Origin of the sequence: Caulobacter sp. CCNWLW153, assembly GCF_036889365.1 — a bacterium.
GTDB classification, from domain to species: Bacteria; Pseudomonadota; Alphaproteobacteria; order Caulobacterales; family Caulobacteraceae; genus Caulobacter; species Caulobacter radicis.
Window position 1 is genome coordinate 117,732 of sequence record NZ_JBAKFV010000012.1, and the last position, 12,825, is coordinate 130,556.

The 12,825-nt window shown below is 72.3% G+C and carries 10 protein-coding genes; 7 read left to right on the forward strand and 3 right to left on the reverse strand.

Annotation, left to right across the window (positions count from 1 at the left end; translation table 11 throughout):
• Positions 1-125: 125 nt before the first annotated feature.
• The 5 genes from V6S85_RS18405 to V6S85_RS18425 all read left to right on the forward strand — a co-directional run bounded on the left by V6S85_RS18405 (position 126) and on the right by V6S85_RS18425 (position 6,302).
• A complete protein-coding gene (locus V6S85_RS18405) occupies positions 126-2,291 on the forward strand; it encodes a TonB-dependent receptor (protein WP_334349843.1) in 2,166 nt (721 codons plus the stop codon).
• 7 nt (positions 2,292-2,298) lie between these two features.
• Positions 2,299-3,381, forward strand: coding sequence for a PepSY-associated TM helix domain-containing protein (locus V6S85_RS18410; RefSeq protein ID WP_116566164.1), 1,083 nt, complete (start codon positions 2,299-2,301; stop codon positions 3,379-3,381).
• Entirely contained in the window at positions 3,378-3,560 is a 183-nt protein-coding gene (locus tag V6S85_RS18415; protein WP_243410505.1) for a hypothetical protein, read from the forward strand. Before V6S85_RS18410 ends, V6S85_RS18415 begins: the two co-directional genes overlap by 4 nt.
• A 243-nt stretch (positions 3,561-3,803) precedes the next feature.
• On the forward strand, positions 3,804-4,742 hold the full coding sequence (locus V6S85_RS18420) for a hypothetical protein (RefSeq protein WP_334349844.1): 939 nt from the start codon (positions 3,804-3,806) through the stop codon (positions 4,740-4,742).
• A 6-nt stretch (positions 4,743-4,748) separates the two neighbouring features.
• On the forward strand, positions 4,749-6,302 hold the full coding sequence (locus tag V6S85_RS18425; protein WP_334349845.1) for a hypothetical protein: 1,554 nt from the start codon (positions 4,749-4,751) through the stop codon (positions 6,300-6,302).
• On the opposite strand, the gene V6S85_RS18430 is transcribed toward V6S85_RS18425, so the two are convergent.
• Positions 6,299-6,952 carry a ribonuclease HII gene (locus V6S85_RS18430; RefSeq protein ID WP_334349846.1) on the reverse strand — a complete coding sequence of 218 codons (654 nt, stop codon included), beginning with the start codon at positions 6,950-6,952 and terminating at the stop codon, positions 6,299-6,301. The genes V6S85_RS18425 and V6S85_RS18430 overlap by 4 nt on opposite strands.
• Before the next feature lie 129 nt (positions 6,953-7,081).
• Between V6S85_RS18430 and V6S85_RS18435 the strand changes: the two genes are divergently transcribed.
• The gene (locus V6S85_RS18435; RefSeq protein WP_334349847.1) at positions 7,082-8,530 is read left to right on the forward strand and encodes a serine hydrolase; all 1,449 of its coding nucleotides are present in this window, start codon (positions 7,082-7,084) and stop codon (positions 8,528-8,530) included.
• Between the two features lie 9 nt (positions 8,531-8,539).
• Here the strand turns inward: V6S85_RS18435 and V6S85_RS18440 are convergent, their stop codons facing one another.
• Together V6S85_RS18440 and V6S85_RS18445 are read right to left on the reverse strand one after the other, a co-directional pair.
• A complete protein-coding gene (locus tag V6S85_RS18440; protein ID WP_334349848.1) occupies positions 8,540-11,569 on the reverse strand; it encodes a DUF2339 domain-containing protein in 3,030 nt (1,009 codons plus the stop codon).
• Positions 11,570-11,656: 87 nt separating this feature from the next.
• Complete coding sequence (locus V6S85_RS18445) at positions 11,657-12,250, reverse strand: DNA-3-methyladenine glycosylase I (RefSeq protein WP_116566178.1); 594 nt, start codon at positions 12,248-12,250, stop codon at positions 11,657-11,659.
• A gap of 130 nt (positions 12,251-12,380) precedes the next feature.
• Here V6S85_RS18445 and V6S85_RS18450 point away from each other — a divergent pair, with 130 nt between their 5' ends.
• Positions 12,381-12,803: a hypothetical protein gene (locus V6S85_RS18450; RefSeq protein WP_334349849.1), complete on the forward strand. Its 423-nt coding sequence runs from the start codon at positions 12,381-12,383 to the stop codon at positions 12,801-12,803.
• Positions 12,804-12,825 lie beyond the last annotated feature (22 nt).

Below are 12,825 nucleotides of genomic sequence, written 5' to 3' on the forward strand. Positions count from 1 at the left end.
CAAAGCACGAGAGCGGACGCAATCAAAAGTATATAAATTTTGAATCCCCGCCTAACGCGCTCAGACATTGCAGCCTCAGCACTTTCCCTCTATCGCGACGCATTCTCACCTGTCGGAGAAGTCCCGTGTCGCCCCGCCTCGCCCTGCTGCTGTCCACCGCCCTGCTCGCTCCCCTGGCCGCGAGCCCCGTCCTGGCGCAGGACGCCGACGCCACGGCCGTCGAGGAAGTGATCGTCACCGGCTCGCAGGTGCGCCTGCCGCCCGCCTATGCCGGCGGCCAGGTCGCCAAGGGCGCGCGGGTGGGCCTGCTCGGCGCGCTCGACACCATGGACACACCGTTCTCGGTGACCAGCTACACCGAGGAGCTGATCCGCAACCAGCAGGCCATCAGCATCGGCGACGTGCTGCAGAACGACCCGACGGTGCGCGTCACCAAGGGCTTCGGCAACTTCCAGGAGCTGTACGTGGTGCGCGGCTTCCCCGTTTACTCCGACGACATGACCTATAACGGCCTCTACGGCGTGCTGCCCCGGCAGTTCGTGGCCGCCGAGCTGGTCGAGCGCGTCGACGTGTTCCGCGGCGCCAACGCCTTCCTGAACGGCGCGGCCCCGGGCGGCAGCGGCGTCGGCGGCGCCTTCAACCTCGTACCCAAGCGGGCCGGCAGTGCGCCGCTGACCCGCGTCACCGCCGGCTGGGACGGCGGCGAGCAGCTCTACGCCACCGCCGACGTGGCCCGCCGCTTCGGCCAGGACGACGCCTACGGCGCGCGCCTGAACCTGGGCCTGCACGGCGGCGAGACCAATATCGACGGCCAGGACCGCGACCTGAAGGTCATCGGCCTGGGCCTGGACCGCCGCGGCGAGCGCGCCCGCTTCTCGGCCGACCTCGGCTGGCAGGACCACCACATCGACGCCCCGCGCCCGACCGTCACCCCGGCCGGCGCCATCCCCAAGGCCCCTTCGGCCGGCAAGAACTTCGCCCAGGACTGGACCTATACCGACGAACGCCAGCTGTTCGGCGCGGCCCGCGGCGAGTTCGACCTGACCGACGGCGTCAGCGCCTGGGCCGCGATCGGCGGCCGCAAGGGCAAGGAAGACAACGTCCTGGCCAACCCCACCGCCCAGGCGGACGGCACGATCAGCGCCTATCGCTTCGACAACGTCCGCAAGGACACCATCGTCTCGGCGGACGCGGGCCTGCGCGCCAGGTTCGAGACCGGCTCGGTGGGCCACAGCCTCGTCGCCTCGATCGCCCAGGTGAACCTGAAGTCGCGCAACGCCTACGCCTTCTCCAGCTTCGCGGGCTTCACCAGCAGCCTCTATACGCCGGTGCAGGTGGCCAAGCCGGCGGCCGACTTCTTCATCGGCGGCTCGCTGTCGGACCCGAACGTCACCGAGCGCTCCAAGACCCGCAGCGTCGCGATCGCCGACACCCTGTCGTTCCTGGACGAGCGCCTGCTGGTCACCGCCGGCGTGCGCTACCAGGAGATCGAGACCCGCTCGTACGACTACAACACCGGCGCGCGCAGCGGCGCCTATGACGGCGACGCCACCACTCCGGCGGTGGCCGTGGTCTACAAGCCGACCGGCCAGGTTTCGCTCTACGCCAACTACGCGCAGGCCCTGATCCCCGGCAAGACGGCCCCTGGCGCGGTCAACGGCGTGGCCGTGGCCAACGCCGGCGAGATCCTGTCGCCGTTCCGCGGCGAACAGACCGAGCTGGGCGCCAAGTACGACGCCGGCTCCTTCGGCGGTACGGTCAGCCTGTTCCGCACCACCCAGCCCAGCGAGTATTTCGACACCGCCAGCCGCATCTACAGCGCCGGCGGCGAGCAGAAGAACCAGGGCGTCGAACTGACCGCCTACGGCGAGCTGACGCCGGGCCTGCGCCTGATCGGCGGCGCGACCTGGCTGGACGCCAAGGTCGAGCGCGCCCTCGACGCCTCGCTGGAGGGCAAGGCCCCGATCGGCGTGCCGGAGTTCCAGACCAACCTCAATGTCGAGTACGACCTCGCCGCGCTCGAGGGCCTGACCCTGGAGGGCCGCGCGGTCTACACCGGCTCGCAGGCCGCCAACGCGACCAACACGGTCAAGCTCGGCTCGTGGACCCGCTTCGACATCGGCGCGCGCTATGCCTTCGAGGCCGGCGACCGTCCGATCACCCTGCGGGCCCGCATCGAGAATCTGGCCGACAAGAACCAGTGGGTGGCCGTCGGCGGCTATCCGGGCGCCAACTACCTGACGCTGGGCGCCCCGCGCACCCTGCGCCTGTCGGTCACCACGGACTTCTAAGACCCCGATGAAGTCGTCGACGCTCCGCGCCTGGTCGTGGGTCCACAAGTGGTCGAGCCTGGTCTCGACCCTGTTCCTGCTGATGCTGTGCGTCACCGGCCTGCCGCTCGTGTTCACCCACGAGATCGAGGAGGTCGCGATGCACCAGGCCTGGACGCCGGCCCACCCGGACGGCCCCAGGCTCAGCCTCGACCAGGTGCTGGAGACGGCGCTCGCGCGCAAGCCGGGCGAGGTCGCCGCCTTCATGAGCTTCGACGTCGAACGGCCGGTGGTGAACGTCACCACCGTCAAGCCGGGCAAGGCGGGCTACAGCTTCCAGCCGATCGACCAGACCAGCGGCGATCCGGCGCCCTCGGTCGCCGGCCATCCGGTGATGGAGTTCCTGCTCCAGCTGCACACCGACATGTTTCTGGGCCTGGCGGGCATGCTGTTCCTGGGGGCCATGGGGCTCTTGCTGGTGGCCGCGCTGGTCTCGGGCGTCGTTCTCTACGCCCCGTTCATGCGCAAGCTCCCGTTCGGCACGGTGCGGGCCCGCAAGGCCGCCCGCACCCGCTGGCTCGACTATCACAACCTGCTGGGCGCGGTGACCCTGGCCTGGGTGCTGGTCGTGGGCGTCACCGGCGTCGTCAACACCCTGGCCACGCCGATCATCGCCTACTGGAAGGACACGGCGCTGAAGGAGCTGACGCAGGCCTACGACAAGCCCGCGCCCTCGAACGAGCGCAGCTCCCTGGCGGCCGCGGTCGAGCGCGCCAAGCTGGCCCTGCCGGGCAAGCAGCTGCAGTTCGTGGCCTTCCCCGGCAGCAGCTACTCGACCGACCACCACTACGCGGTGTTCTTCCACGGCGACACGCCGCTGACGGCGCACCTGACCACCCCGGCCCTGATCGACGCCCGCACCGGCCAGCTGTCGGCCGTGGCCCCCACGCCCTGGTACGTGAAGACCCTGTCGCTGTCGCAGCCGCTGCACTTCGGCGACTACGGCGGCCTGCCGCTGAAGATCCTGTGGGCGCTGCTCGACCTGGCCACCATCGTGATCCTGGGCTCGGGCGTCTATCTGTGGCTGGTCAAGCGTGGAAGCGTGCGATGAGCCGCCCGCATCTTTCGCTATGGCAGGTGTTCCGCGTTCCCGCCGTGGTGGCGGCGCTCAGCCTTTTTGGCCTCGTGGCCGCCCTGCTCGACGACGGGATCTGGGACTGGATCGGCGCCGCGGCGCTGGGCGCGTCGATCGCGGTGACGGCCTGGGCGCTGGCGGCGCGGCGACGCTGATCGATTTTCCAAGGAAGATCCCAGGAGCGGGAGGCGCGCCCCCGCACGCTTCCCGCTCCCCCGTCGGCTCCAGCCCCCCAGCCGGATCACGAACGGTTCGCGGCCCGCCCTCCCCCGAGAACGGCCGCAATCGGACGGCGCGGACTGTAAGCGGCGCGCGCGGGAGAAAAATACTCGTCTCGCTACTCATTCTGAGCGTTCCGCGGTCTTGCGCCCGGCCCTCGCGCTTGCTCTGTTCCAGCGATGCTTGACCCGCCGGCGACATCCCGCCCCTCCGCACCCGCGCCGGCGCGCCGTCTTGGCGAGGAAGTCCGCGCCTCGCTGGTCTATGTGCGCGACACCATCGAGATCACCCGCGGCGACCACGACCTGCTCGACGCCTGGATCCTGACCGCCGCGCTGGACGCCAACATGGCCACGGTGATGCGCGACCCCGCGCTGATGGCCGTCTATGGCGGGGCGGCGGAGTCGGCGCCCGACGACCTGCGGCGGCCGGTCAGCGTCAACGCCGTAGCCCAGTCGCTGGTCCTGCCGTTCGAGACCGTGCGCCGGCGGGTGCTGCGGCTGGCGCGCGAGGGCCTGTGCGTGGTCGGGCCGCAGGGCGTGGTTGTCCCCAACGGCGCGGTGACCACCGACGCCTACCGCGTCCAGATGCAGGCCCGCAGCGATCGGGCCCGCCGCTTTCATCACGATCTGAAGGCGATCGGCGCCCTGGCGACGGACGAGTCGGCGCCGGCCGGAGCCGGACCCCCGCCCCTGCGGGCCTTGAACTGGGCGCTGTCGGAGTACGTGCTGCGCGCCTGCAACGACCTGATCGCGCTGACCGGGGCCCTGATCGCCAGCCGCGTGCTGCTGGAACTGGTGGTGGCCAATATCGAGGCGCTGGCGGCCGAAGACCTGCCGGCCTGGGCCCGCGATCCGGCCACGACCGGGCAGGCCGCCCGAACGGCGGGCCTGGCCCGCTCGCTGCGCGTGCCGGCCGAAACCGTCCGCCGCCACCTCAACGGGCTGGAGGCGCAGGGCTTCTGCCTGCGTCGGGCCGATGGCTGGGTCGCCGCCGCGCCGCCTGACGCGCCGCCCCGCCTGGTCGCCATGGCGCAGGCCAACCACGCCAACCTCAAGCGCCTGTTCACGCGCCTGCGCCAGCTGGGGGCGCTGGCGGTCTGGGAAGCGGAGGCCTGAGCGGCGATGAACCGATGGGCGCTGCTGGCGACGCTGCTGGGCCTTGGGGCCTGCACTCCCGAGGCGAAGACCCCGCCCCCCGAGCCCGAGATTCCGTCGCTCGCCCCGGCGCGGCCAGCGGACGCCTGGTCCGACCGCTTCTGCGCCATGCCCGTGGCGGACGGCCGCCCGACCAAGGCCGACATCGACGCGGTCCACCGCATGGTCGCCAATGTGCGCATGATCCCCGGCTCGGACGAGCCCTGGATCCGTCCCTACAATCGCGGCGGGGAATGGACGATCGACGCCCGGGGCTCTTACGTCCCCTATCCCGGACCGACACCCAGGGACCTGTTCGACCTCGAGATGGTCCACGAGCCCGCCCTGGACCGCGTGGTCGGCATGCGCGGCGACGTGGTCCTGGCCCGCAAGGCCGGCGCGACCGCCTTCGCGCCGATCGGCAAGCTTGGCGACCAGGTCTTGCCAGGCGGCCCCGTCATCCGCCGGATCGAGGACGCCGACCTGACCCTGGTGCTGCGCCAGGGGCGCGTCCGTCAGGTCCGCGGCGACGCGGTCACGCCCTGGTCCGAACAGGCCAGCCTGACGGCCGCGGGCGTCGCCCGGGTGATCGACATCCATGACCTGCCGGGCCTCGGCGCGGCGCTGTTCGAGGGCGACGACGGCGCCCTGGCGGTTCGCTACACCGACGGCGCCTGGCGCAGGGCCGGCCGCCTTCCCCCGCTGCGCTGGCGGCAAGATGACAGGATCGTGGATGTCCGGCCCGTGCCCAAGGCCGGCGTGGCCCTGCTCTCCACCTACCAGGACCACCTGGTGCTGGCCCTGTCGCCGGATCCGGCCTCGTCCCGGCGCGCTGGTATCGTCGACGTGACGGCGATCCATGACAGGAAACTGGACCCGGGCGGCTGGTGGACCGCCGCCTCGCCGACGACCGGCGACATCATCCGCTTCGGCCGCGTCAGGCCAGGCGCTCCCTTGGGCTGGCAACGCCTGGTCGAGCAGCGGTTCGTTCCCATGAGCGCCCCCGCCTGGCCGGCCTTCGACGAACTGGCGCGCGCCTACGACCTGACCGGCGGCGAAGGCCTGGTGATCCGCGGCGACGAGGGACTAGCCCTCTATCGGCGGGGCGTGCTGACGCCGATCCCCGAGGGGACCACGGCCGCCCTCGGCCGCCATCCCGAAGTGGTCCGCCTGGCCTCGCTGGACCGCACCTATGTCGTGGCGCGGCGCGGGCTGTTCGAGCTGACGGCCGCCGGACGCCTGCGGAAGGTGGAGGCCCGGTTCGTCACCGGCGGATCGCCTTCGCCCGAGTTCTTCGAACTGCCCAGGCAGCGGCTGGCGCTGGTTCGCGCCAAGGACGGCCTGTTCACGCTGGACGCCGACGGCGAGGTGTTGCGGGTTCGCGGCGGCGAGGGCTTCGCCCCCGATTTTCTGACGAATGTCTTTGGCCCGTTCCCGATCAGCGGCGACGTGCTCATGGCCGACCACAACGCCCTGAAGCTGGTCGTCACGCCGAAGTCGCCGCGCTGGAAGGCCTGCAAAGCGGCCTTGAGCGCGACCTAGGCTTCGTCGCCGTCCAACGGGCCGGCCAGCCCGCCCGCCAGCCCGCCCGCCAGGGCCAGCTTCACCGGCGCCCAGCCCAGGCGATGGATCGGCGAGGGGCCAAGCTTCCTCAGGCCTTCCAGGTGGATCGGGGCGTGATAGCCCTTGTGGCCGGCGAAGCCGTAGCCGGGATAGACCGTGTCCATCTCGACCATGATCCGGTCGCGGGCTTCCTTGGCCAGGATCGAGGCGGCCGCGATCGAGCACGACAGGCTGTCGCCCTTGACCACGGTCTTGACCTCGCACGGCAGGACGAAGCGGTAGTTGCCGTCGACCAGGGCGAAGCTTGGCTTCACCGACAGGCCCTCGACCGCGCGCCGCATGGCCAGGCCCGCGGCGTGCAGGATGTTGAGCTCTTCGATCTCCTCTACGCTGGCCATGCCCACGCACCAGGCGACAGCCATGTCCTTGATCTCGGCCTCCAGGGCCGCACGGGCCTTGGCCGAGAGCTTCTTGGAGTCGTTGAGCCCCTTGGGTATCCGCGCCGGATCCAGGATCACGGCGGCGGCGCTGACCGGCCCGGCCCACGGCCCGCGGCCGGCCTCGTCGACCCCGCAGACCGGTCCCGGTCCGCAGGCGGCTTCCAGCATCATGTCGGGTCCGGTCGGCATGGGGTCTTCCTAGGCGGGTTCGCCTTCGAAGGAAACCGGCGCCGCATGACCGAAGATTAACTGGCCCGCCGCGCGCGGGGCTGGTCCCTTGCCCGCCGGGGCGGGGACGGCTCCAGGGGTAATCGCATCATGAACCGCCGCGCCTTGCTGGCGGCCGGACTGGCCTGTCCGGCGCTCGCCGCTTCCACCTTCGTCGCTTCGCCGCTCGCCTTCGCGGCCGAACCGGACCCGGCCGCCCGCGCGGACGCCCTCGTGCGGCGGTTCATGGCCGAGCGCCACGTGCCCGGCGCGCAGGTGGTGGTGGTCAAGGACGGGGCGATCGTCTTCTCGCGCGCCTACGGCGTGGCCGACCTCGCCGTCGGCGCCAAGGTGACGCCGACCACCACCTTCCCGATCAACTCGATCACCAAGGCCTTCACCGGCGTCGCCGCCATGCGCGAGGTCGAGGCCGGGCGGCTGGATCTCGACAAGCCGATCGGCGCCTACGTGGAGGGCCTGCCGGAGACCTGGCGCTCCATCCAGGTGCGTCGCCTGCTCAGCCACACGTCGGGGCTGCCCGACTTCGTGCCACGCCAGAAGGACGGCGCGGTCGAGGAGGCCGTCGCCTGGAACGAGGCCCTGGCCGCGCCGGTGCTGTTTCCCCCCGGCCAGCGCTTCCACTACTGCCAGACCAACTACGCCCTGGTGCAGATGGCGATCGACCGCCTGCGCGGCCTGCCGGTCACCACGCCCCTGGGCGGCGAGCAGTTCGCCATCGCCGGCATGGCGAGCTCGCGCTACGGCGACAGCCGCGATCCGGGTCCCTCGCGCGCCACGTCCTATGGCTATCGCCAGGCAACGCCCGACGAGCCTAGCGTGCGCAAGGAGGTGTTCTCGCCGCTGGCCCGCGCGGCTGCCGGCCTCGACAGCACCGGCGACGACATGGGCCGCTGGATGATCGCCCTGATGGACGGCCGTCTGCTGGGTCCATCCGCGCGCAAGACCATGTGGACCCAGGTTCCCTACACCGACGGCCAGCTGGGACAGTGGGGCATGGGCTGGCTGGTGCTGGAGCGGCCCGACCGCCTGGTCGTCGGCATGACCGGCGGCAGCCGCAACGCCGTCTACCTCTATCCGGACGACAAGGTCGGCGTGGCGATCCTCAGCAACCTGGCCGGCGGCACGCCCGAGGACGCCATCGACGAGATCGCCCAGCTCTTCATCCCCGGCATGAAGCTGACCGGGGTCGCGGCCCTGCGCGCGGCGCTGGCCGGCCAGCCGAAGACCGCCTTCGCCGGCGTGATCGCCAGGCAGCGCCAGGCCCCGGGCTTCAAGCCGGCCGAGCACGAGCTGAACGACTGGGGCTATCGCCTGCTGGCCTTCGGCGAACCGGCCAAGGCGCTGTCGGTGCTGGCCCTGACCGCCGAGCTGTTCCCCAAGAGCGGCAACGCCCAGGACAGCCTGGCCGAGGCCTATGCCGTCAACGGCGACAAGGCCGCCGCCATCGTCCACTACCGCCGCTCGCTGGCGCTCGACCCGGGCAACACCAACGCGGTCAACCGGCTGAAGAGCCTGGAGACGCCGACGCCCGGGAGTTGACGGGCCGGCTTAGTCGGCGCTGGGCGGCTCTGGCGTCTTCGCCGTCCGGGCGTTGAGGCGGCGCACCAGCACGGCCCCGCCCAGCAGCAGCGCGCCGACGGCCAGGAACGAGGCGGCGCGGACCACGCCCTCCAGCCGCGCCAGGTCGACCAGCAGCACCTTGGCCGCGGTCAGCAGCAGCACCACAAGGCCCGCCCAGCGCAGCACCGCGTCCTTGCGGGCCGAGCCGAGGCTCAAGACCACCAGGCCGAAGGCCGCCCACACGGCCGAGAAGGTCCAGGTCTCGAGCCCGCCGGCGTCGATCGAGGCGCCCATGGCCGGACCATGGAAGCCGTAGCGGACGATCAGGCTGACCAGCACGAACAGCACGCCGATCGCGCTGGCCCTGGCCGTCGTTCCGAACGGCCCGCCCTGGCGGCCGAGCTCCAGCAGCAAGGCCGCGCCCGCGCCGTGGGCCAGGGCCAGCAGCAGGGCGGCGATCAGCGGCGACAGCCTCGCCTGCTCGGGTCCCCACCAGGGATTGGCAAGCAGGCCGAACACCAGGATGGCCAGCACCACGGCGATCCAGCCGATCGTGGGGGCGGCCCGCGCCAGCCAGCTGGCGGCCGGCCGCGCCGCCAGGCGCGGGTCGAGGAAGCCGCGCGCGGCGACCAGGGCGAGCACCGCATAGCCGGCGATCTCGCCGCGCCCGATCGCCGCCACGCCCATGGCCCCGCCATGGATCCCGTGACGCAGGGCCATGACCGCCCACAGCAGGCCGAAGGCGGCGGCCCCGACAACCCAGCCGCGCCCGGCCGCGTCGACCGGTCGTCGCCACGCCGCGACGGCCAGCAGCAGGGCCGGCGCCAGGTAGGACAGCAGCAGGGTGTTGAACAGCGGCGGTCCGGCCGGAACCTCGCCCATGCCCCACCAGGGGTTGGCGACCAGGCCTTGCAGCAGCAGGCCATGGGCGAGGCCCGCGCCGACCACCAGCAGGGTGCGCCAACGGGCCAGCGGGCCGTCGACCGGCCCCTGCCGCAGCACCAGCACGAGGCCCGCGGCCAGCAGGATCAGGGTCCGCAGCGAGGCCTCCAGCAGGAACGTCGAGGCGCCGCCGGGCTTGCCGACCACGACCACGTGCACGCCGATGAACAGGCCCAGCAGCAGAACCATCAGGGCGGAGGCGCCTTGCGCCTCGGCCTCGTTGCGGCGTCCGGCGGTCTTCAGCAGCCAGGCGGCGGCGAAGGCGATCGCGGCGGCCGCGCCCGACACGGCCGCCACCAGCGGCAGCGGCAGCGGTAAGCGTCCCTCCAGCGCCGGACCGATGAAGGCCGGGCGCAGCATCACGACCAGGGCCAGCAGGCCGGCCACGACGCTGGCCTCGGCGAGGCCTCGCCAGGGCAGCCGGCGGGCGGCGAACGCCAGGGCCAGGGCCGCCACGGCGAAGGCGGCCGGCTCGAACCTCGGCTGGACGGCGCCGTGAACGGCCAGGAAGACCATTTCGGCGGCCGCCCCCAGCCACAGCGCCAGACCGAGGTCCCGCGACGGCTCTTCGGACCGGCGGGCGATCAGCGTCGAAAGGCCGAACATGCCCGCGCCCAGCAGGGCGGCAGGGCTCCAGGCGTAGCCGAAGCGGGCCTCGTCGAGCAGCACCCAGGCCAGGCTGGCGGCCACGGCCGTCGTGATCCCGGCGATGGCCAGCAGCTGCGTCCGCTGGCGCCCGTGCAGCCGCAACGCCGCCGGCAAGGCCGTCAGCGGCGCCGTCGCCAGCAGCAGGTGCAGCCACGGCGGCCGCGCGGCGATCCCCACGTCGTCGCCCTCGAACAGCAGGCAGGTCATGGCGGCGAAGACCGTGGCGATGGCCGGCGCGGCGAACAGGCCGGGCGGCGCCACGCGCGTGGCGATCGCCAGGGCGGTCAGGCCCAGCAGGACCGCGCTCAGCACGCCGGCCGCGGCCCCGGCGGGGCTGGGCGGGGCGTACCAGACCGCCAGGGCCAGCACGGCCGCGCCGAGCAGCGCCGTCATGGCCGCCTGGCGCAGGCGCAGCACCTCTGCTTCCGTCTCGCCCGTCCGCCGGCGACGCCACAGCGCGGCCAGCGGTCCGCCGGCGGCCAGGGCGACGAGGACGGCGGCGGCCGCGTGCTGCCGGTCGGCCAGGGGCGGCAGGCTCAGCACCGCCACGCCGGCGGCGGTGGCCAGGCTGGTCCAGCCCCACCGGCGGCCGGCGGCCAGCACGAAGCCGGTGGCGCCGATCAGGAGGGCGTAAGCCTCGAAGACGACCGGCGACCAGGACGAGATGTCGGTGACGATCGGGGTGGCGGCGGCGCCGACCATGGCCACCAGGGCCAGCGGCTCGCCGTGGCGCAGCGACAGCGCCAGCAGGCCCAGCGACACGGCGGCGGCCAGACTCGCCGCCAGCCAGAACGGGATCAGGTGATAGAGGCCGTGCGCGGCGCAGACCGCGCCGTACAGGGTGACCGCCCCGGCCCCGGCGGCGATGGCGGCGGCGAGCAGGTGGCGGCTCATATCGGCCTTGCGGCGCAGGATCCACTCGCTGGCCAGCACCATCAGGGCGCCCAGCACCACCGCCGCGGCGATCCGCAGCGGCGGGGTGAAGATCCCCTTCTGGGCCGCATAGGCCACCAGCAGCAGGCCGCCCAGCGCCAGGCCCCCGCCGCCGATCCAGGCCAGGCCGTTCTCGGCCAGCCAGGTGGAGGCGGTCTCGCGGGTGATGATCGGCCGGGCGACGCTCGCCGGACGCGGGGCCGGCGCTGGAATGGGCCTGGGATCGGAGACCGGTTCGGCAGGCGGCGGCGCGCGCGGCGGTTCGGCGGCCTTCGGCTCGATAGCCCAGGGCGAAGGTTTCGGCTCAGGCTGGATCGGCTCGGGCGGGAGCGGCGCGGCGGCCTCACGCGGCGCGGAGGGCTCGGACCAGTTCCGCGAGGCCTTCAGGCCCTCGAGTTCGGCCAAGGCCTTGCTCAGCTGGCGCTTCACCAGGTCCAGCGACTGGTGCTGCACCGCGATCCACACCGTCAGGCCGACGATGAACACCCATTCCATGCCGCGACACGCCCCCGAACGCTACGCCCTCGCCTCTAGCACGGAACGGCTGAGCCCGCCCAGCGACGGCGCCCCCGGAAGACCCCGTCAGTGGCGATGCCCCAGCGCCTTGCAGTCCTCGTGGCGGAAGCAGGTGACGAAGTGGTCGTTGACCATGCCGACCGCCTGCATGAAGGCATAGACGATCACCGGGCCGCAGAACTTGTAGCCCTTGGCCTTCAGGGCCTTGGCCATGTCGACCGCCAGCGGCGTCTGGGCCGGCACGTCGCCCATGCCGGTGAAGGCGTTCTGGATGGGGGCGTCGCCGACGATGTCCCACAGGAAGCGCGAGAAGTCCTCGCCACGCTCGCGCATGTCGAGATAGATCCGCGCGCCGGCGATGGCCGCGTCGATCTTGGCGTTGGAGCGGATGATGCCGGCGTCCGCCATCAGCCGGGCGCGGTCGGCCTCGCCGAAGCGGGCCACGACCTCGGGGTCGAAGTCGGCGAAGGCGGCGCGAAAGGCCTCGCGCTTGCGCAGGATGGTGATCCACGACAGCCCGGCCTGGAAGCCGTCTAGCACCAGCTTCTCCCACAGGGCGCGGCTGTCCCACTCGGGCACGCCCCACTCGGTGTCGTGGTAGGCCTCGTACAGCGGGTCGCCGTTCATGCCCCGCCAGGTGCAGCGATGGATCTCTGTCATGCGGCGACGCTAGCAGACCGCGCGCCGAAAACCAGAACTTTCAGGGAACATTCGCAAGCCCGCGACGGAAACGCCGGTCTCGCGCGTTTGGCTGTTCAGAGGGACGCCAAAGACCAAGGAGAAGCCGCTGATGCGCGCTTTCCGAACCCTGGCCATGCTCGCCCTGGCGACCGCGGCCATGACCGCCACCCCCGTCCTGGCCCAGCACCGCGACCGCGACGACAATCCGCCCGGTCCGCGCGGCGGTCCCGGCACGAACTGGGAGAACCCGCCCGGCTGGCGCGGCGGCCCCGGCGCCTCGCCCGATCGCCGCTACTACCGCTGGAAAGGCGAACGGGTCCGCTTCGACTATCGCCGCGGCTACTACTACAACCCGCGCTGGGGCTACTGGCACCCCGACCACGGCTGGTGGAACCAGGCCCGTCGCTGCTGGCTCGACCGTGACGACAACCCGCCCGGTCCTCATGGCGGTCGCGGAACCAACTGGGAAAACCCGCCCGGCTGGCGCGGCGGTCCCGGCGCCTCGCCCGACCGCTACGGTCGCTGCCGCTAGATCGTGGAACGAAGGCGGCGGG